Here is a 19,217-nt window from a genome sequence, read left to right on the forward strand (position 1 = left end):
CCGGCATCGTTGCCGAGAAGACGCTTGCCCAGCTCAATGTGTCGGCCGAAACACGGCTGTCCATGCTCTGGGAAAATCTGCCTCGGATCGAGGCCTACGGCCGGGAGCTTGGTGAATTCGCGATCCTTGTCAACATTCCGGCAGCGCAACTTGAGACCGTCGAATACGGCCGCGTCTATTCGCGCCACAACATCGTCGTCGGCAAGACTGAGCGGCCTTCGCCCACCCTTGCCAGCAAGGTCAGCGACATCAACTTCAATCCGTTCTGGAAGATCCCCGCCTCCATCATCGAGCGCGACATCGTGCCGAAATACTTGGAAGACCCGAACTACCTCCAGGCCAACCACATCCGCGTCTTTGATGGAGTCGAGGGCCCGGAGATCAACCCTGCTCTCATCGACTGGTCGGTAACCGATCCTGAGCGCTACTTCTTCCGCCAGGATCCGGGGCCGCACAACTCCCTCGGGTCGGTCAAGATCAACTTCCCCAATGAGTTCATGGTCTATATGCACGACACGCCACACCGTGAGCTGTTCGGCCGCAATGTGCGCTTCGAAAGCTCGGGCTGCGTGCGAATCGACGACGTCCAGACAGTCGTCAGATGGATTCTTGACCGGTCGGTGGCCCCGCTCGATCAGGCCAGCTATGAGCGCCTCATCAATTCGACAGAGCAATTCGACCAGACCATCCAGAATGGCCCCGACGTGCGCTGGATGTATCTGACGGCCTGGGCCACCGAAGATGGCCGGGTGAATTTCCGACCCGATGTCTACAACCTCGATGGCACCGGCTTCATTTTCGGTCAGCCGGAACCGAACACGTTCTGACCCGCCCAGTTGTCTGCCGCTCTTCAGCCCTTTGCCTGAACCGCGTTGAGAGGCAGGACGAGCCTCGCAACGAGGCCCGGGGCGTTGTCATCAAGCACGAGCGAACCCTTGTGCAGCTTCATCACACCCGAGACAAGGCTCAGCCCCAGCCCGTTGCCTGGCTTTGAGCGGCTGGCATCGAGTCGCACGAAACGTTCGGTCACCCGGCCGCGATCCTCCGCCGCAATGCCGGGGCCCCTGTCAGCAACGCTGATCACAACATTCTCACCCTCGATTGCGCCTGAAACTCTGATCTCTGGGGTCGCACCCTCCGTCGCGCCATACTTCAGGGCATTATCGACAAGATTGCTGAGCGCCTGCGCCAGAAGCTGACGGTCGGCAAGCACCATCAGGCCAGCTGCTGCATCGCTCGTCAGCTGGCCACCGGCCTCCTCGGCCATGGGCTCATAAAGGTCCACGACATCGGCAATGATGGTGCTGGCATCGATAACGGCGAGGCCCTGCCGCGCCTGCCCTGCTTCGGCGCGCGCGATTGACAACAGAGCATTGAACGTCTCGAGCAGCCGGTCGGACTCGTCGACAGTGTTCTCCAGCGCCTGGCGGTAGTCTTCGCTGCGGCCCGAGCGCAGCGCAGCCTCGACACGCGCCTTGATGCGCGTGAGCGGCGTCTTCAGATCATGAGCCACGTTGCTGGAAACTTCCCTCATGCCCGCCATCAGGCTCTCGATCTGCTCAAGCATCTCGTTGAGGGCAAGCGCCAGCCGGTCCAGCTCATCATTGGAACCTGCCACGGGCATGCGGCCGGCCATGTTCCCGGCCATGATGGTCCGGCTGGCTTCGGTGATGGCGTCAACCCGCCTGAGGAAGTTGCGGCTCATCAGCAGACCGCCACCCAGCCCCAGCACGAGTGCAATGGCCAGGGCATAGAAAATCGTTTGGCGGATGATCGTGGCGAATTGCCGGAGCGCCTCGACATCACGGCCGACCAGCAGATCAAAGCCGCCCGCCAGCTGGGTGTGGAAGGCCCGCGCAACATGGTTTTCGCGCAAGCGGCCCTTCTCGACATTGAGTGGAAACTCGATCCAGCTGGCCTCGCCCCGCGAGGCCGAGGGCAGGTTGTCGAGGTTGCCGGCAATCCGCTCGCCCGACGGCGAGGTCAGCAGATAGACCGCCCCGCCATCATCTGCGCTGCGCCGCCGCACGGTGTCGATGATGCCGTTGAGGCCCCGCAGGCGGTACTGGTCGGCGAGCGCCTGAACCTCGGCGCGGATCGTCTCGTCGGTCTGCCGCTCGAGCAGCACCGCGGTATTCCAGTAGACATAGCCAAGCAGCGCGCTCACTGAGAGCGCGAACAGCACGAGATAGAGCGCTGCCAGACGGAATGTCGAACTGCGAAGTAGCTTGATCCTGGCGTTCACGAGTCGCGGATCATGTAGCCTGCGCCGCGCACCGTCTGCAGGATGGGCTCATCATAGCCCTTGTCGATCTTGGCGCGCAGCCGCGAGATGTGAACGTCGATGACATTGGTTTGCGGATCGAAATGATAGTCCCACACATTTTCCAGCAGCATGGTGCGGGTCACGATGTGGCCGGCGTTGCGCACCAGATACTCGAGCAGCTTGAACTCGCGTGGCTGCAGCAGGATGGGCTTGCCGCCCCGCGTCACGCTGCGGGTGAGCAGGTCGATCTCGAGGTCCGCCGCACGCAGTTTGGTGGCAGGCGGGTTTTCCCGCGCGCGGTGGCCGAGGTTCTCGACACGGGCGAGCAACTCGGAAAAGGCATAGGGCTTGCCGAGATAGTCGTCTCCGCCTGCCCGCAGCCCTTTCACGCGCTCATCGACGTCGGCCAGGGCCGACAGAATCAGGACCGGTGTCTTGATGTCATGCTCGCGCAGCTTGCGGACGATGGTCAGGCCGTCGATCTTCGGCAGCATGCGGTCAACGATCAGGACGTCGTGCACACCCTCAAGCGCCAGCCCGAGGCCCTCCTCGCCGTCGGCGGCGTGGTCTGCCACGTGGCCGGCCTCGGCGAGGCCCTTCACCAGCCAGCCAGCAGCCTCGCGATCGTCCTCGATGACAAGTATGCGCATGGGCTGGCGGGTGGCCTTGGCTGTCCAGATGGGTGAATCGGTCTCTCTTACTTGCATGTTCCAACTCCGGAGAAAAGGGGGCGGCGCGGAAGCGTCACGGTCCATCCTGGGATCATGAGCCTCCGCGCCTCAGGTCACGCGAGACGGGGAGCGGGGTTGGGGGGCGTTGTCTCGCGCACCCGTTCGAGGTCAGCTCTTGGCGGAAGGCACCGCAACGAAGCGCTGCCCCTCCTCGGTCTTGACCAGCATCAGGACGCGCTTCTTGTCAGTGGACTTTAGCGCATCGCGGACGTCGGAGGGGCTGTGCACTTCTGCACCGGCAACCTCGAGGATGATGTCGCCAGCCTTGAGGCCGCGCTCCTCTGCCGGGCTGCCGGGAGCCACTTCCGTCACCGCCACCCCAGCGCCATCCTCGGCCGGAGCAACCTTGAGGCCAAGTCCCGAGAGCGTGACGCCCTTGCCGGAGTCCTCGCCGCTGTCCTTGGAGGCCATCTTCGGATCGGCAGGCATGTCACCGATCTTGACTTCGATGTCCATGGTCTTGCCGTCACGCACCAGCGTCACTGGCACGCTGTCTCCCGGCTTCACCTGCGCCACCTTGCGGGCGAGATCGCGGGAGTCCTTGATATCCTTGCCGTTGAACTTGAGGATCGTGTCACCCTGGCGGATGCCCGCTGCGAGCGCAGGCGAATCCTCGGTCACGTCGGCAACGATGGCGCCCTTTGCATCCTCAAGGCCAAGCCCCTCGGCAATGTCCTCGGTCACCGGCTGAATCTGCACGCCAAGCCAGCCACGCGTGACCTTGCCATTCTCCTTCAGGCTGGCGATCACGCTCTCGGCGGTCGAGGCCGGGATCGCAAAGCCAATGCCGACCGAGCCACCGGACGGCGAGAAGATCGCTGTGTTGATGCCAACCACCTCGCCCTCGAGATTGAAAGCCGGACCGCCCGAATTGCCACGGTTGATGGCCGCGTCGATCTGCAGGAAATCATCGTATGGTCCCGAACCGATGTCGCGGCCACGCGCCGAAATGATACCGGTGGTGACGCTGCCACCGAGACCGAACGGATTGCCCACCGCCATCACCCAGTCGCCGACACGCGGTTCCTCCTTGGTGAAGCTCACATAATCGAAGGGCTTGTCGGACTTGATCTTGATGAGCGCAAGGTCGGTCTTCGGGTCGGTGCCGATCACCTCGGCATCATACTCCGTGCCATCCTTCATCGTCACAGATACCTGATCGGCATCCTTGACCACATGGTTGTTGGTCACCGCATAGCCGTCGGCGGAAATGATGAAGCCGGAGCCCACACCCATGCCACTGCGCGGCCGTTCACCCTCGCCCTCGCCACGGCCGCCTGGCATGCCGTTGCGGAACTGCGGGAACTGCTTGAAGAACTCGCCAAAGCCCTCCGGCAGGTTCGGCATCTGCGGTGCGGCGTCTTCATCGCCTGCCGAAGCGTTGGTGAACTTCACCTGCACATTGACCACGGCCGGCATCACCCGGTCGGCGAGATCGGCAAAGCCCTTGCTGGGGTCGATCGCCTCGGCGTTCAGCTGGATCTGCGCCGTTGCCGGCGTGGACGGCAGAACCGAAATGGCACTCACAAGAGCGGTGGCGGCCAGCAGGCCGGCAGCAAAGGCGCCAAGCGCCACGGGAGAAGTGCGTGTTGAATTCGAGGTCATTCCTAGTCTCCATCGAAGTTATTGTCTCGATGGTCCCAAGCTAGGTTGCGGCTCCTTACCGTGACCTGTCCGGAGGATGAAACTTCAGTAAGTCTTGCGTCAAACCGGAGGCTATTCGAGGGCCTTCTCGAGCAGTCGCTGCTCTTCGGCCGAAAGAGGCGCCTCCGGCGCTGCGCCCGGCCGCCGCCGTCGCAGCAGAAGCACCGCTCCAGCCAGCAGCAGGACCACAAACGGCGTTGCCCACAGAAGCATTGTTTCCGGCGCCAGCCGCGGCTTCAGCAGCACGAACTGGCCGTAACGGTCGACGACGAACGCCATGATCTCGGCATCGGTCTTGCCGGCCACCAACTGCTCACGCACCAGCACGCGCAGATCCTTGGCGAGCGGAGCATCCGAATCATCGATCGATTGATTCTGGCAGACAAGGCAGCGCAGCTCTGCCGAAAGCGCCCGGGCGCGCGCCTCCAGCGCCGGGTCATCCAGCAGTTCGTCCGGCGTCAGCGCCAGGGTTGGCGCAGACACCAGCGCGTACAGAACAAGCAGGATGGCGGAAAGCCGTCTCATTCGGCTGCCACCGCCTGGGTGGCCGCAACGCGCCGCGGCGCACCAACCCGGTAGCGCCGGTCGGAGAGCGACAGCAACCCACCCGCAAACAGAAACGCGGCACCGAGCCAGATGAAGTTGACCAGCGGATTGTAATAGAGCCGCACAGCCCGCGCGCCGTCTGCTGCCTCGTCGCCCATCACCACATAGACGTCACCCATCAGCGTCTGATGCAGGCCCACTTCGGTGGTTGGCATGCCCGAGGGCTGGAATATGCGCTTTTCAGAACGCAGCGTGGCAATCTCGCGCTCGCCGGATGAGAGCCGGAAACTGCCCACCCTGCCCGTGTAATTCGGCCCGGTCAGTGGCGCTTCGCCGATGAAGGTCACGGTATAGTCGCCAACCGATGCCGACTGGCCGGGCTTCAGCGCCACGATCAGCTCGATGCGCCACAGCGAAATCGCGATGATGCCGGCAGTCATGACGCCAAGTCCGGCATGGGCGAGCACGGTTCCAAGTGCCGAGCGCGGCAGGCCAAGCAGGCGCTGCAGGCTCGTGGCAAGGGGCACCCTGAACAGGCTGACCTTGGCAGCAAGATCCGTGAGCGCACCCACGATCAGCCAGGCCGCCAGCGCCATGCCAGCGGGAGCCAGCCACGGCCCGCGCACCGAGAAGGACAGCACCGCAAGGCCAACCGCGAGGGCAACCACCAGCGCCAGCCAAAGCCTCTGCACAGCCACGCCCAGATCGCCGCGCTTCCACGCCAGGAATGGGCCCAGTGGCACCAGTAGCAGCAGGGGAAGAATGATCGGGCCGAAGGTGAGGTTGAAATAGGGCGGGCCGACCGAGATTTTGTCACCGGTCAGCGTCTCGAGCGCCAGCGGATAGAGCGTTCCGACGAACACCGCCAGGCAGGACACGCACAGCAGCAGATTATTGGCAACCAGGCTGCCTTCGCGGCTCACGGGTGCAAACAGGCCGCCCGCCTTGAGCGAGGGCGCCCGCCAGGCAAACAGCGCCAGCGATCCGCCGATGAACAGGCAAAGGATGATCAGGATGAAGAGACCGCGCTCCGGGTCAACGGCAAAGGCATGCACCGAGGTCAGCACGCCCGAGCGGACGAGGAAGGTCCCGACCAGCGACAGGGAAAAGGCGAGGATGGACAGAAGCACCGTCCAGATCTTCAGCGCATTGCGTTTTTCCACCACAACGGAGGAATGGATGAGCGCGGTCGCCACCAGCCACGGCATCAGGCTGGCGTTCTCGACCGGGTCCCAGAACCACCATCCTCCCCAGCCCAGCTCGTAATAGGCCCACCATGATCCCATGGCGATTCCAACCGTGAGAAACATCCATGCGGCGAGCGTCCACGGCCTGACCCAGCGTGCCCACGCGGCATCGACCCGGCCCTCGATGAGCGCGGCCACCGCGAAGGCAAAGGCAATCGAGAGCCCGACATAGCCCGCGTAGAGGAAAGGCGGATGAAAGGCGAGTGCGGGATCCTGCAGGATGGGGTTGAGGCCATTGCCCTCGATCGGCGGTGGATCAAGCCGCAGGAACGGGTTGGAGGTCAGAACGATGAACAGCAGAAAGGCCAGTCCGACCGAACCCTGAACCGCCACCACGCGGGCGCGCAGGCCAAGCGGCAGGTTGCCGCCGAACAGGGCCACCGCGCTTCCATAAAGCGCCAGGATCAGTACCCACAGCACCATGGAGCCTTCGTGGTTTCCCCAGACGCCACTTATCTTGTAAAGCAGCGGCTTGGCCGAATGCGAGTTGGCAGCGACGTTCTCCACCGAGAAGTCGGACACCACATAGCCGTGGGTGAGAGCCGCGAAGGCCACCGCCACCAGGCCAAGCTGCAGAACCGAGGCCGAAAGCCCCGCGCGCATCAACCCGATGCTGCCGGTCTGCGCGCCATAGAGCGGCACGAGAAACTGGTACAGTGCCACCGCCACCGCAAGGATCAGGGCGAAATGTCCGGTCTCGGCAATCATTGCTCGGCCCCCTTACCCAGCTTCACGCCCTTTTCCTTCAGGCTCTGCGCCAATTCGCGCGGCATGTAGTTCTCATCATGCTTGGCCAGGACGGTGTCGGCCACGAACGTGCCGTCCTCCTGCAGCTTACCTTCAGTAACCACGCCCTGCCCCTCGCGGAACAGGTCGGGCAGGATGCCGTCATAGGCGACCTTGATCGTATCGATCTGGTCGGTTACCACGAACGTGGTGCGCGTGCCCGGCCCCCTCTCGACACTGCCATCCTCCACCATGCCACCGAGCCGGATGCGCTGGCCAGGCTTGACGCCGGTTTCCGCAAGATCGCTCGGCGTGTGGAAGAAGGTGATGGTACCGGACAGTGCATAAAGCACGAGGCCGGCAGCAAGCCCGAGAACGGCGAGGCCGCCCAGTATCACCGCCAGTCGTTTCTGTTTGCGGGTCATTGAATTTTCATTTCCCGTCCAAGGCTGGCAATCTGGGCCAGCGCGTCCTCATTGCCACTGTACTGCCTGAGGGCCGACTCGTAGGCGGCCTTTGCCTTGTCTGCATCGCCCAGAACGGCACGGGCGCGGATCAGCCGTAACCAGCCCGGAAGATCATCCGGATTGGCCTTGAGCTTCTCTTCCAGCCCGTCGACCATGGACCGGATCATGGCCTGCTGGTCATCGCCGCTCATGGCGGCAGCATCCTCGATGGTTTGCTGGTCAAGCGCGGGGGGCTTGGCATTCATGTCCTGAAGCTCCGCCGTCAGCATCGGCCGCCACGGGGCATCGGCGGGCGTATCGGCAAGAAATGCCTCGAACGCTGCCCTCGCCTCATCGGTACGGCCCTCCTGTTTGAGGGCCAGCGCATCATAGAAGCGGGCCTTGGGCAACCCCGCGTCGAGTGCCAGCGCCTTCTTGAACTCGGCATGAGCCTCGGCCGAAACCATGCCCTCTCCGGCCAGCACCAGCGCCTCGCCATAATCCGCAAGCTGCGCAGCAGAGGGTGGCGACAGCCGCAGGATATTGCGTTCAGCCACCACCAGATCAGCCCAGCGCTGGCCGCGGCGGTAGGCTGGGCCCAGAACCTTCCAGCCCTCGAGGTCATCCGGGTTCTGCGCCAGGTGCCTCTCAACCTTGACGATGAGTGCATCGAAATCACCCGCATCCTCGGCTGCAGCCATGCGCTGGGCAAGTGGCACGTCCGGCATGCCCGGATTGCCCGACGAGAGATAGAGCGGCACCGCCACGAGCGGCACCAGCACCGCCGCCGCCACCGCAACAACCTGCGCCGCACGGCCCGCGCGGCGCTCGGGCTCGGCGCCCGCCACGGCGATTAGCCTGCGGGAAATCTCGTTGCGCGCCGCCTCGGCCTCGGCAGGCCCGATCAAGCCGCGTGCAACATCGCGCTCAAGCTCGGCAAGCTGGTCGCGGAACACTGCCCGGTCGCAGGCGTTGCGGTCGGCGCGCGCCTCCGCCCGCCCCTCGCGGATGGCTGGAAACAGAAGCGCGGCAAGCACCGCCGCGGTCATTGCCGCAAGAACAAACCAGATCATGGTGAACTATGAGATATTCCCCTAGCGCATATTAATGCAATTCATCCTTGCACAACACGTCCCGGTCGCATTGTCGCATGGTGGCCGCTGGGCGTCGGAAAACCCTTGGTAGCCAAGCTGCGCTTTTGTTACATAGCCTGCAGCTGCAAGGATTGCACCCCATGAAACCGCGCTACTCCTTCTTTTCGCTCGCGCGAAACGCCATGAACTACCACAAGGACTGGGAGCGCGCCTGGCGTTCGCCCAATCCCAAGCCGGAATATGACGCCGTCATCGTCGGCGCCGGGGGCCATGGCCTCGCAACAGCCTATTACCTCGCCAAGAACCACAAGATGACCAACATTGCTGTGGTCGAAAAGGGCTGGCTGGGCGGTGGCAACACCGGGCGCAACACCACCATCATCCGGTCCAACTACCTGCAGGATCCCTCGATTGCCATCTATGAGCTTGCCCGCTCCCTCTACGAGGATCTGTCGCAGGACCTGAACTACAACGTCATGTTCTCGCCACGCGGCGTGCTCATGCTCTGCCAGACGCAGCATGAGTTCCGCGCCTTCCAGCGCACCGCCCACGCCAACCGCCTGGCAGGCCTCGATTGCCGCATGGTCACGCCCGCCGAGGTCAAGGAAATCGTCCCCATCATCAATGATGATCCCAACTGCCGCTACCCGATCCTCGGCGCCTATTATCAGCCGCGTGGCGGCACCGGCCGCCACGATGCGGTGGCCTGGGGCTATGCCCGCGGGGCCGATGCCATGGGAGTCGACGTCATCCAGAACTGCGAGGTCACCGGCATCCTGCGCGACGGCGGCCGGGTAACCGGCCTTGAAACAACCCGCGGAACAATCCGTACGCGGAAAATTGGCGTCGTCACAGCAGGTCATGTCTCGACCATCATGGACATGGCAGGGGTGCGCATGCCGATCGAGAGCCAGTGCCTGCAGGCGCTGGTCTCGGAGCCGATCAAGCCGGTCATAGACTGCGTGGTCATGGCCAACACTGTGCATGGCTACATGAGCCAGTCCGACAAGGGCGAACTGGTGATCGGCGGCGGCACCGACCCCTATAACAATTATTCCCAGCGCGGCTCCTTCCCCGCCCTCGAGCACACGGTAACGGCGCTTGTGGAAACCTTCCCCATCATCTCGCGCCTGCGCATGCTGAGGCTGTGGGGCGGCATCGTCGACATGACCGGCGACCGCTCGCCAATCATCTCCAAGACGCCGGTTGACGGCCTCTACGTCAACTGCGGCTGGGGGACGGGCGGCTTCAAGGCCATTCCGGGATCCGGCTGGGTGTTTGCCGATACCATCGCCAACGACCGCCCGCACCCCATCGCCGAGCCCTTCGGCCTCAACCGCTTCCAGGAAGGCCGCCTGATCGACGAGAGCGTCGCGGCGGCGGTCGCCCACTAGGAGAGAACAGATGCTTGTCGTAAAATGTCCTGTCTGTGGAGCCGAGGGCGACGAGACGGATTTCCACGCCGGCGGCCAGGCGCACATTCGTCGGCCCGCCACCCATGACCCGGCTCACGTCAGCGACGAGGAGCAGCGCGATTACCTGTTCATTCGCATCAATCCCAAGGGCCTCCACTTCGAACGCTGGCGCTGTGACCGCGGTTGCGGCAAGTGGTTTCATGCCGCCCGCGACACTGTCAGCCTCGAATTCAAGGCGTTCTACGGCATCACGGAACTGCCTCCGGCCGATGTCATCGCCCAGGCGAAAGGTCAGTGGGCGGACTATTTTGCAAAACGGCTGGCGGCGGAGAAGCAGTCATGAGCAAACCCTATCGGCTCGGCTCCGGCGGCCGGCTTCTCGACCGCACCCGGAAGGTCACGTTCTCCTTCGATGGCAGGCAACTCACAGGCTTTGCCGGCGACACGGTGGCATCGGCGGTTCTGGCCTCCGGCCAGCGGGTGTTCGGCCGCAGCTTCAAGTATCACCGGCCGCGCGGCGTGGTAGGCCTTGGCTCGGAGGAAATGAACGCGCTGATCGGGGTGGGCGAAGGCGCCCGCCATGAGCCCAATCTCCGTGCCACCCAGATCGAGATCCATGACGGTCTGAGTGCCGTCTCGCAGAACCGCTGGCCCTCCCTCACATTCGACATCGGCGCGGTCAACAACACCTTTTCGCGATTCATTCCCGGCGGCTTCTACTACAAGACCTTCATGTGGCCTGCCTCCTTCTGGAAGCATGTCTACGAGCCCTTCATCCGGCGTGCGGCAGGCCTCGGGAAGGCGCCCGAAGGCCGCGACCCGGATCGCTATGAGCAGATTCATGTCCATTGCGACGTGCTCGTGGTGGGCGCCGGTGTGGCAGGACTGGCGGCGGCGGAGGCAGCGGCTGCAGCAGGTTCGCGCGTCATCATCGCCGACGAGAACCCGTGCTTTGGCGGGCTGGCTGACATCTCGGGCGGCACCATTGACGGCCTCTCGCAGGCCGACTGGGCTGCCGCCAGAGCCCGGAAGCTGGCCGCGGCGGACAATGTCCATGTGCTGAACCGCACCACAGTTGTCGGGCACTGGCATCACAACTTCGTGATGCTGTTCGAACGCTTGGCTGATCATGATCCGGCACTCCTCAAGTCCGGCGCTCCGCGCCACCGCCTTTGGAAGGTGCGCGCCCATCAGGTGATCCTCGCGACTGGCGCCATCGAACGGCCCATCGCCTTCGCCAACAATGACCGTCCCGGCATCATGCTGGCGTCTGCCGCGCGCGGCATGGTTGAGCGCTATGGCGTGGCGCCAGGCGCTGCCGGCGTTCTTTTCACAAATAATGACGATGCCTATCAAACGGCCCTGGTTCTCAAGGCTGCAGGCGTCGGCGTGCGGGTGGTGGACGCGCGCGCGCGCGCCGAAGGCCCATTGCCCTCCAAGGCACGCGACCAGGGCATCCAGATTGATTCAGGCTCGGTGGTCTCCGCCGTCAACTCCTCTTTCGGCGGGCTGTCGGTCACCGATGTAAAGATCGCCTCCTACCGCAAGGGCCAGGGCCGCGTCGTCAGGGAAACCCGTGCCGCCTGCGACTTCATCGCCATGTCGGGCGGCTGGAACCCTGCCCTGCATCTCTGGTGCCACAACGGCGGCAAGATCCGCTTTGACGAGCAGTTGCAGTCCTACCGTCCCGACCGCCACGCCGATCGCATTACAGCGGTTGGCGCTGCCAATGGCGTCTTCAGCCTGCCGCAGAGTCTTGAAGAGGCTTACGCCGCCGGCTCGCGGCTGGCAGGCTCCGGCAATGTGCACGCCGTTCCCGCCGTCGTTCAGGCCAGCCAGCATGCGATGGAGCCCCTGTGGTTCGCGCCTGCCACCGGCAAATACAACGAGGGCAACAAGCACTTCATCGACTACCAGAACGACGTGACGGCGGCTGACCTCGAACTCGCCCAGCGCGAAGGCTATGAGTCAGTCGAGCACACCAAGCGCTACACCACCTTCGGCATGGCCACGGATCAGGGCAAGACCTCGAACCTCAACGGCCTCGGCGTGCTCTCCGAGGCCACCGGCAAGTCGATCCCGGAAATCGGAGTCACCACCTTCCGCCCGCCCTATACGCCCTTCTCCTTCGGGTCGATGGCAGGCGTCCTCACCAGGGACCTGTTCCTGCCGATCCGCCGCACCGCCATCTTCGACTGGCATGTGGGCCAGGCAGCGGTGTTCGAACCGGTGGGCCAGTGGCGGCGCGCCTATACCTATCCGAAGAGCGGCGAGGACAAGCATGCCTCGATCGCTCGTGAAATCCTCAGTGTCCGGAACAAGGTGGGCCTGCTGGACGCCTCGACACTCGGCAAGATCGAGGTCAAGGGTCCCGATGCGGCGGAATTCCTCGACCGCATGTACACCAACCTGTTCTCCACGCTGAAGGTCGGCAAGTGCCGTTACGGCCTGATGATGAACGAGCTGGGCTTCCTCACCGATGACGGCGTGACCGTGCGCCTCGCCGATGATCACTTCCTGCTGCACACCACATCGGGCGGCGCGGACCGTATCGCCGCCTGGCTTGAGGAATGGCTGCAGACGGAGTGGACGCACTACCGGGTATTCGTCACGCCGGTCACCGAGCAATGGTCGCAGTTCGCCATTGCCGGGCCGCGCGCCCGCGATGTCCTGAAGAAGCTCGATCCCTCCTTCGACCTCTCGAACGAGGCGCTGCCCCACATGTCCTTCGTGGAGGGCAGGCTCGGGGCCTATCCGGTGCGCGTCTTCCGCATCAGCTTCTCGGGCGAGCTTTCCTATGAAGTGGCAACGCCGTCAAACTTCGGCCTCGGCCTGTGGAAGGCAATCCTCGAGGCTGGTTCGGAATTCGGCATCGAGGCCTATGGCACCGAGGCGCTGCATGTGCTGCGCGCCGAGAAGGGCTACATCGTGGTCGGCGACGAAACAGATGGCACCACGACACCCATCGATGTCGGCCTTGATGGCCTGGTCTCCAAGAAGAAGGCGGATTTCATCGGAAAGCGGTCGCTGGAACAGTCCTATCTCAAAGGCCCGAACCGCAAGCAGCTGGTGGGCCTCCTCACGGAGGACCCCAACGAGGTGCTGCCTGATGGCGCCTATGCGGTGCGGCATGTGAAGGACAAGCCACCGATGGAGATGATCGGCCAGGTGACCTCGAGCTACATGTCACCCACTCTGGGCCGCTCCATTGCAATGGCGCTTATCGAAAATGGCCGCTCGCGCATGGGCGAAACCCTGTCCTTCCCGCTTCCCGGCGGCAAGGTGGTGCGCGCCAAGATCACCGACACGGTCTTTTATGACAAGGAAGGGGCCAAGCTGAATGTCTGAGCTCTCCTATGAGACCCCGCTCGCCGGGGTCATCGCCCCGCCGGGGCTGGCGATATCTCTGCGTGAGGTCACCGACCGCGGCATGATCGACCTGCGCGGCCTTGCCTCTGATTCAGCCTTCATCGCGGCCGTCAGCGCCGTGCTTGGTGCTCAGCTGCCGCTCAAGCCCCGCAGCTCGGTGACCTCTGGAGACGTCACGCTGCTGTGGCTGTCGATTGACCAGTGGCTGGTGCTCTGTCCACGCAGCAGGACCGAGGAGATGCTTGGCCGCCTGCGCGCTGCGCTCCAGGGCATCCATAGCCTTGCGGTCGACGTCTCTGACATGCGCACGGTAATCAGGCTTGAAGGCGAGGGCTGCCGCGAAATCCTGATGAAGGGCACCTCGCTTGACCTGCTCGACGGCAACTCTCCACCCGGCTTCTGCAAGCGCATGCGCTATGCCGAAATCGCAGCACTGTTGAACGTGGTGGACGAAAACGTGTTCGACGTGTTCGTCTTCCGCTCCTATGCACGCTACACTTGGGATTTCCTCTGCGCCACGGCACGCGAACCCGCCAGGCTCAGGCTGTTCGGCTCTCAGTCCGCGCCAGTCTGAAACGCGTCTCAGCGGCTCGTTTGCGCCAGCCAGTCGAACAGCTTGTCGAAGCCGCCAAACGGATAGAGATGCGGCCCGGCAATGCCAAGCTCCGGGCGGGAAAAATGGATCTGCGCAAGATCTGCCACGAAGTCGTCAGGCGTATTCACCGTCAGCAGCTTGGTGATATTCAGCGCCTGCTTGCGGATGAAGCGGGCCGAGTTTCCAACCCCGCACATGGCGGCATATTTCACCAGCGTCTTGATGGTCGCGGGCCCCGGAATGCCGACATGGATCGGTAGGTCGATGCCTGCCCCGCGCAGCCCGCGCGCCCAGTCTGCGACCGGTTCCGCCTCGAACAGAAATTGCGTGGCGATGAAGCCGTCAAGCCCATGCGCCTTGAGATAGGCCTGCTTCTGGACGAGCGCCTCGAGAAGTGCGCCCTCGCCCCGTGCCTTGGCAATGTCGGGATTGCCCTCCGGGTGGCCGGCAAGGCCGATCGTCGTCACGCCATTGGCCTGGAACACGCCGGTCTCGAGGAGCTGGATTGAGGCGTCATAGCAGCCAATGGGCGCCGCTGCACCGCCACCCAGCACCAGCATGGTTGTGGCGCCTGCACCGGCCAGCGCCCGGATACGATCCCTCAGATCCGCCTCGTCGCGCACGAAACGCGCCGGCACGTGCGGAACCGGCACGAAGCCCGCCGCGGCCAGTTGCCGGGTTGCCTCGATCTGCGCCGAGAGATCGGCCGGGTCGATCAGCGCAATGAACACCTGACAACCAGGCACAAGGTGCTGGCGCAGCAGGGCCAGCTTCTCGATCTGCTTGGGAGTGATCTCGACGGACTGGTGGCGAAGAAATGCAGCAGTGGCCTCAGCGCGTGACAGGCTGGGCGCGGCAGTCGGGGCGTTCATGGTGGAAAGGCTCCGGTTTGATTGCGCCGGACAATGCGCTCGCCCCGCCCGCTACGCCCGGATGATTGCGACAGCACCATTACGAATGCGACCGGACCTCCCGGCTCGTGTCGTTTTCAGCCTCGGCGATGGCGCTTCTGGACAATGCTCCAATTCTGCGCGACAAGGCATCAAACAGGAGAGACCCATGTTCGGCGATGCCCCCGGCAAGCTTCCGCAGCACCTGGCGGTCGTGGTGGTGCCGGAATTCACCATGATGCCGGTCACCTCGGCGATTGAACCACTACGGGTCGCCAACCGCCTGTCGGAGAAATCGCTGTACAAATGGACCATGCATTCGGTGGACGGCCAGCCGGTTGCGGCCTCCAACGGCATTCTCGCCATGGTCGACGGTGATCTCAGCACGGTGCCGGACTCCGCGGCGATCCTGATCTGTGGCGGCCTCAACGTACAGCACCACACCGACAAGCGACTGGTCTCCTGGCTGCGCAAGGTGGCGCGCAAGGGTACCAACATCGGCGCGGTCTGCACCGGCGCGCACATCCTCGCCGAGGCTGGGCTGCTTGATGGCTACAAATGCACAATCCATTGGGAAAACCTGCCAGGATTCACCGAAGCCTTTCCGGAAATCGACGCCACCGGTGGCCTGTTTGAGATTGATCGCGACCGCTTCACCAGCGCAGGCGGCACCACCGCGCTCGACATGATGCTGACGCTGATCGCCAGCCAGCACGGACCGGAGCTGGCCTCGGCCGTGGCCGAAGGCATTCTGCATTCCCCGATCCGGCACCACAGCGAGCACCAGCGCATGTCGCTGCCCGCGCGCATCGGCGCAAGGCATCCGAAGCTCGTCGGCATCATCGAGGAAATGGAGAAAAATCTCGAAGAGCCGCTCTCGCCCTCGCTTCTTGCAAAGCAGGCAGGCCTCTCCACGCGCCAACTTGAGCGACTGTTCCGCCGCTACCTGGACCGTTCGCCCAAGCGCTACTATCTCGAACTCCGTCTCAAGAAAGCGCGCTCGCTGCTGCTGCAAACCGACATGTCGGTGATCAATGTGGCGCTGGCATGCGGCTTCTCCTCGCCATCGCATTTTTCCAAATGCTACCGCGCCTTCTATGGCCGGACGCCCTATCGCGAGCGCGGCATTCCGGTGATTGACACGCCACGCGAATGATCAGAGGAGCGGACCATTGCTGGCCCGCTCCTCTCAAAGTGCGTTCGCGACCGGGGGGATCAGACGAACAGCACCATTCGATGAGACCGAATCCGTATCTAAGGTTGATCTTCTGGGCACCTTCTATAGGACCGTCAGCACGGTTCTGCAAGCATGGGTTGTTTTGACGGATGGGGTGAGGCCGCCCGGCTCTACCCCGCGGCAGGCAGCACCAGCTGTGCCCGCAAGCCGCCGAGTGGCGCTGCATCCAGGTTCAGACGGCCCTGATACATCGAAGCCGTCTCGGTAACGATCGACAGGCCCAGGCCGGAGCCTGGCTTGCTCTCGTCCAGCCGGCGGCCGCGCTTCAGCGCCTCGGCACGCGCCTCGGGCGCAAGGCCCGGACCGTCATCGTCAACTTCAATGCGCAGGAAGCTGCGTCCGGCGGCGGCAAGATCCGGCGCCGGGGCGGCCGTCACCGCGACGCGGCCTCCAGCCCATTTACAGGCATTGTCCAGCAGGTTGCCCACCATTTCCTCGAGGTCCTGCCGCTCGCCGCGGAAGCGCAGCTCGGCCGGACAGTCCAGCGTGATGGCGATCTCACGGTCGCGGTTGATGCGGGCGAGTGTGCGCGCCAGCGCCTCGAGCACCGGCTTCACCTCCGTCACCGCGCCAAGCCCCTGGGCGCGCGCCGCGCGCCGCGCCCGGTCGAGATAGAGGTTCACTTGATCGCGCATCACCGCCGTCTGCTCGCGCACCTTGCCAGCCAGCTGGCTGTCCTGGCTTGCCGCCTCGTTCGTCAGTACACTGAGCGGTGTCTTCAGTGCATGCGCGAGATTTCCCACCTGCGTGCGTGCCCGCTCGACAATTTCCGCATTGGCCTGGATGAGCAGGTTGAGCTCTTCCGCCACCGGCTCGATTTCAGCCGGAAACCTGCCTTTCAACTGCTCCGCCTCGCCCTGGCGGATGGCCAGCAAACCTGACTGCAGGCTCCCGAGCGGCCGCAGGCCGAAGCGCACCTGAAAAAAGATCGCCGCGAGCAACCCCAGACCAAGCCCCAGCAGGCTGATTGCCAGGGCACGGGTGAACGTCCTCTCCTCCTGGCTCAGCGCGTCATAGTCACCTGCCACCAGAACGGAAAAATCCCGCGTGCTGGCAGGCAGGCGGAACACCTGCTCGATTCCGCGGAGCCTTACGCCATTGACGTCAGTGAGAAAGAACGCGGCAACCCCGTCGGCGCCACGCGTGGCGGCAGGTGCCGTCAGACGCTGCTCCAGCAGTGATGCCGAGGCGAGGTCGGCGCCATCGCCCAGCGGCACCACCTGCCAGTACCACCCCGACAGCGGCAGTTCGAAGCGCGGATCGGCGAGCAGGCCGGCCAGCCGCGGGGCTCCATCACCTGACACCTCGAGATTGGCCAGCAGCCCATCCATCACGGCGCTGAGCCGCTGGTCGAAGTTGCGCTCGAGCGCAGCGCTGAACAGGCTGGACAGCAACAGGCCGATCGCGGCCAGCAACACGACGCTGACCAGGGCCGAAGACAGGATCAGGCGGCTCGAAAGCGAGCTAGGCCGCATCGCCCGCTTCGCTTACGCAATAACCCATGCCGCGCACGGTGTGCAGCACATCGGCGCCCAGCTTCTTGCGCAGCCGCCCGATGAATACCTCGATGGTGTTCGAATCGCGGTCGAAGTCCTGGTCGTAGAGATGTTCGACCAGCTCGGTGCGCGAGACGACCTTGCCCTTGTGGTGCATCAGATAGGCCAGCAGCCGGAACTCGAGCGACGTGAGCTTCACCGCCATGCCATTCACCGTGACCCGCGCACCCTTGGTATCGAGCATGACGGGACCGCAGGTGATTTCGCTGGTCGCGTGCCCGGCACTTCGCCGCAGCAGCGCCCTGAGCCTCGCCAGCACCTCTTCCATGTGAAAGGGTTTGGCGACGTAATCGTCCGCACCGGCATCGAAGCCTGCCACCTTGTCGCTCCAGCGATCACGCGCGGTGAGGATCAGAACCGGCATCTTGCGCCCGGCCCGGCGCCATTTTTCAAGAATGCTCACGCCATCGAGCACGGGCAGGCCGAGATCGAGCACCACGGCATCATAGGGTTCCGTGTCGCCCAGATGGTGCCCCTCCTCGCCATCGCGGGCAGAATCGACCACATAGCCGGCATTCTGCAGGGCCGTGACGAGTTGGCGGTTGATGTCCGGGTCATCCTCGACCACGAGCAGACGCATGTTGGGCTTTCCCTGTTGGCGTTACTGCATGGGTATCACATCGCCGGTGACGGCGTCGACGCCCACCCGGATGACATTTCCGCCCTGCTTCAGCTTGACGACATAGATGGTGCCCTTGCGCTTGACGTCCAGCGGCTCGGCGCCTGGAACGGCCGCCACGGCGAGCTTCACGGCGGCCGACGGAGCAATCTCCTCCTGCGCGGCGGCAGGCAGGCTCAGCAGGGCGGCGGCCAGCATGGCCGTGGCAAGTGTCAGGATTCTGGGCATGGTCTCACGTCTGTTTCTTGTGGCCGGCAGGTCTAGCCCTCCCTGTCTGAACGGCGCATGAACGAAAACCCGCCGCGCCGGCCGCCAGCCGTCCGCGCACCCGTCACCGCGCCCGCCACCTTCTCAAGTGACCGGCCGCCGATGTAGCCGCCCATGCCGACCGTTAGGAAGTCCCAGAAACCCTGCGGCAAGGCCTGCCAGCGTGGCTCGAAGGGAATGGTCCGCCCCGCGATCGCGTCGGCCAGCGGCAGCGCAAACCCCGCCAGCACCAGAAATCCCATCAGCAGCAGCATCAGCAGCGGCCGCCAGCTGCGGCTGAGCCAGTGCTCGGACTGAACTTCCGCCAGCACCACGCCCGCTCCCAGCTCGGCGTTGCGCGTGAAATAGCCAACCGCCTGCTTTTCCAGTTCGGCGGCAAGCGTCCGGCGCAGCGTCTGGTCGGCGATATGCGCATCGAGCAGCTTCATCACCGGGCCCTCGATCAGCCCGCGCGCCAACCCCGTTGCCATGCCAAGCGGAAGCGTCATCATGCTCTCGTTCCTCCTCCTGTCAGAAATCGCAGCAGCGCCAGGATCATCTCGAACAGGCCGCGCCAGGCCCGCGGCTGG

General features: G+C 64.1%; 18 protein-coding genes. 6 read left to right on the top strand and 12 right to left on the bottom strand.

The features are described 5' to 3' along the window. Positions 1-827, top strand: an 827-nt coding sequence (locus tag ACILRN_RS07745; protein ID WP_395687076.1) for a L,D-transpeptidase family protein, incomplete at its 5' end; no start/stop codon positions are given. A 23-nt stretch (positions 828-850) separates the two neighbouring features. On the opposite strand, the gene ACILRN_RS07750 is transcribed toward ACILRN_RS07745, so the two are convergent. From ACILRN_RS07750 to ccmI, 7 genes are all read right to left on the bottom strand, one after another. Then, positions 851-2,245 carry an ATP-binding protein gene (locus ACILRN_RS07750; protein ID WP_395687077.1) on the bottom strand — a complete coding sequence of 465 codons (1,395 nt, stop codon included), beginning with the start codon at positions 2,243-2,245 and terminating at the stop codon, positions 851-853. Further along, positions 2,242-2,916, bottom strand: a complete 675-nt coding sequence (locus ACILRN_RS07755; RefSeq protein WP_395687106.1) for a winged helix-turn-helix domain-containing protein — start codon at positions 2,914-2,916, stop codon at positions 2,242-2,244. Before ACILRN_RS07755 ends, ACILRN_RS07750 begins: the two co-directional genes overlap by 4 nt. Positions 2,917-3,105: 189 nt before the next feature. Further along, positions 3,106-4,602 (bottom strand): Do family serine endopeptidase, encoded by a 1,497-nt coding sequence (locus ACILRN_RS07760; protein WP_395687079.1) that lies wholly within the window; start codon positions 4,600-4,602, stop codon positions 3,106-3,108. A gap of 111 nt (positions 4,603-4,713) precedes the next feature. Then, positions 4,714-5,166 (bottom strand): cytochrome c-type biogenesis protein CcmH, encoded by a 453-nt coding sequence (locus ACILRN_RS07765; protein ID WP_395687081.1) that lies wholly within the window; start codon positions 5,164-5,166, stop codon positions 4,714-4,716. Beyond that, entirely contained in the window at positions 5,163-7,142 is a 1,980-nt protein-coding gene (locus ACILRN_RS07770) for a heme lyase CcmF/NrfE family subunit (protein ID WP_395687083.1), read from the bottom strand. Before ACILRN_RS07770 ends, ACILRN_RS07765 begins: the two co-directional genes overlap by 4 nt. Next, the gene (ccmE, locus tag ACILRN_RS07775) at positions 7,139-7,585 is read right to left on the bottom strand and encodes a cytochrome c maturation protein CcmE (protein WP_395687085.1); all 447 of its coding nucleotides are present in this window, start codon (positions 7,583-7,585) and stop codon (positions 7,139-7,141) included. The genes ACILRN_RS07770 and ccmE overlap by 4 nt, the downstream gene beginning before the upstream one ends. Further along, the gene (ccmI, locus tag ACILRN_RS07780) at positions 7,582-8,679 is read right to left on the bottom strand and encodes a c-type cytochrome biogenesis protein CcmI (protein WP_395687086.1); all 1,098 of its coding nucleotides are present in this window, start codon (positions 8,677-8,679) and stop codon (positions 7,582-7,584) included. Before ccmI ends, ccmE begins: the two co-directional genes overlap by 4 nt. 161 nt (positions 8,680-8,840) lie before the next feature. Between ccmI and ACILRN_RS07785 the strand changes: the two genes are divergently transcribed. Genes ACILRN_RS07785 through ACILRN_RS07800 form a run of 4 tightly spaced genes read left to right on the top strand, consistent with a single transcriptional unit; the run spans position 8,841 to position 14,058 of the window. Then, complete coding sequence (locus ACILRN_RS07785; protein ID WP_395687088.1) at positions 8,841-10,094, top strand: sarcosine oxidase subunit beta family protein; 1,254 nt, start codon at positions 8,841-8,843, stop codon at positions 10,092-10,094. A 10-nt stretch (positions 10,095-10,104) separates the two neighbouring features. Beyond that, entirely contained in the window at positions 10,105-10,458 is a 354-nt protein-coding gene (locus ACILRN_RS07790; RefSeq protein ID WP_395687090.1) for a sarcosine oxidase subunit delta, read from the top strand. Then, positions 10,455-13,463 (top strand): sarcosine oxidase subunit alpha family protein, encoded by a 3,009-nt coding sequence (locus ACILRN_RS07795; RefSeq protein ID WP_395687092.1) that lies wholly within the window; start codon positions 10,455-10,457, stop codon positions 13,461-13,463. The genes ACILRN_RS07790 and ACILRN_RS07795 overlap by 4 nt, the downstream gene beginning before the upstream one ends. After that, a complete protein-coding gene (locus tag ACILRN_RS07800; protein WP_395687094.1) occupies positions 13,456-14,058 on the top strand; it encodes a sarcosine oxidase subunit gamma in 603 nt (200 codons plus the stop codon). Before ACILRN_RS07795 ends, ACILRN_RS07800 begins: the two co-directional genes overlap by 8 nt. Positions 14,059-14,066: 8 nt before the next feature. Here the strand turns inward: ACILRN_RS07800 and ACILRN_RS07805 are convergent, their stop codons facing one another. After that, on the bottom strand, positions 14,067-14,951 hold the full coding sequence (locus tag ACILRN_RS07805) for a methylenetetrahydrofolate reductase (RefSeq protein WP_395687095.1): 885 nt from the start codon (positions 14,949-14,951) through the stop codon (positions 14,067-14,069). A gap of 187 nt (positions 14,952-15,138) precedes the next feature. Between ACILRN_RS07805 and ACILRN_RS07810 the strand changes: the two genes are divergently transcribed. Continuing rightward, a complete protein-coding gene (locus tag ACILRN_RS07810) occupies positions 15,139-16,125 on the top strand; it encodes a GlxA family transcriptional regulator (protein ID WP_395687096.1) in 987 nt (328 codons plus the stop codon). A 191-nt stretch (positions 16,126-16,316) separates the two neighbouring features. Here ACILRN_RS07810 and ACILRN_RS07815 read toward each other — a convergent pair whose 3' ends face one another. The 4 genes from ACILRN_RS07815 to ACILRN_RS07830 all read right to left on the bottom strand — a co-directional run. Further along, positions 16,317-17,681 carry a sensor histidine kinase gene (locus ACILRN_RS07815; protein ID WP_395687098.1) on the bottom strand — a complete coding sequence of 455 codons (1,365 nt, stop codon included), beginning with the start codon at positions 17,679-17,681 and terminating at the stop codon, positions 16,317-16,319. Beyond that, positions 17,671-18,342 carry a response regulator transcription factor gene (locus ACILRN_RS07820; protein WP_395687100.1) on the bottom strand — a complete coding sequence of 224 codons (672 nt, stop codon included), beginning with the start codon at positions 18,340-18,342 and terminating at the stop codon, positions 17,671-17,673. The genes ACILRN_RS07815 and ACILRN_RS07820 overlap by 11 nt, the downstream gene beginning before the upstream one ends. A gap of 21 nt (positions 18,343-18,363) precedes the next feature. Beyond that, positions 18,364-18,609 carry a hypothetical protein gene (locus ACILRN_RS07825; RefSeq protein ID WP_395687102.1) on the bottom strand — a complete coding sequence of 82 codons (246 nt, stop codon included), beginning with the start codon at positions 18,607-18,609 and terminating at the stop codon, positions 18,364-18,366. A gap of 32 nt (positions 18,610-18,641) precedes the next feature. Further along, a partial coding sequence (locus ACILRN_RS07830; protein WP_395687104.1) for a 3TM-type holin occupies positions 18,642-19,217 on the bottom strand: 576 nt, incomplete at its 5' end.

It is taken from the genome of Aestuariivirga sp. (genome assembly GCF_044238155.1).
Lineage (GTDB): Bacteria > Pseudomonadota > Alphaproteobacteria > Rhizobiales > Aestuariivirgaceae > Aestuariivirga.

Excerpts from the sequence above, each read along its gene's own strand:
- ACILRN_RS07755 (WP_395687106.1), bottom strand. The coding sequence starts at position 2,916 with ATGCGCATACTTGTCATCGAGGACGATCGCGAGGCTGCTGGCTGGCTG.
- ACILRN_RS07760 (WP_395687079.1), bottom strand. The coding sequence starts at position 4,602 with ATGACCTCGAATTCAACACGCACTTCTCCCGTGGCGCTTGGCGCCTTT.
- ACILRN_RS07765 (WP_395687081.1), bottom strand. The coding sequence starts at position 5,166 with ATGAGACGGCTTTCCGCCATCCTGCTTGTTCTGTACGCGCTGGTGTCT.
- ACILRN_RS07770 (WP_395687083.1), bottom strand. The coding sequence starts at position 7,142 with ATGATTGCCGAGACCGGACATTTCGCCCTGATCCTTGCGGTGGCGGTG.
- ccmE (WP_395687085.1), bottom strand. The coding sequence starts at position 7,585 with ATGACCCGCAAACAGAAACGACTGGCGGTGATACTGGGCGGCCTCGCC.
- ccmI (WP_395687086.1), bottom strand. The coding sequence starts at position 8,679 with ATGATCTGGTTTGTTCTTGCGGCAATGACCGCGGCGGTGCTTGCCGCG.
- ACILRN_RS07785 (WP_395687088.1), top strand. The coding sequence starts at position 8,841 with ATGAAACCGCGCTACTCCTTCTTTTCGCTCGCGCGAAACGCCATGAAC.
- ACILRN_RS07790 (WP_395687090.1), top strand. The coding sequence starts at position 10,105 with ATGCTTGTCGTAAAATGTCCTGTCTGTGGAGCCGAGGGCGACGAGACG.
- ACILRN_RS07795 (WP_395687092.1), top strand. The coding sequence starts at position 10,455 with ATGAGCAAACCCTATCGGCTCGGCTCCGGCGGCCGGCTTCTCGACCGC.
- ACILRN_RS07800 (WP_395687094.1), top strand. The coding sequence starts at position 13,456 with ATGTCTGAGCTCTCCTATGAGACCCCGCTCGCCGGGGTCATCGCCCCG.
- ACILRN_RS07805 (WP_395687095.1), bottom strand. The coding sequence starts at position 14,951 with ATGAACGCCCCGACTGCCGCGCCCAGCCTGTCACGCGCTGAGGCCACT.
- ACILRN_RS07810 (WP_395687096.1), top strand. The coding sequence starts at position 15,139 with ATGTTCGGCGATGCCCCCGGCAAGCTTCCGCAGCACCTGGCGGTCGTG.
- ACILRN_RS07815 (WP_395687098.1), bottom strand. The coding sequence starts at position 17,681 with ATGCGGCCTAGCTCGCTTTCGAGCCGCCTGATCCTGTCTTCGGCCCTG.
- ACILRN_RS07820 (WP_395687100.1), bottom strand. The coding sequence starts at position 18,342 with ATGCGTCTGCTCGTGGTCGAGGATGACCCGGACATCAACCGCCAACTC.
- ACILRN_RS07825 (WP_395687102.1), bottom strand. The coding sequence starts at position 18,609 with ATGCCCAGAATCCTGACACTTGCCACGGCCATGCTGGCCGCCGCCCTG.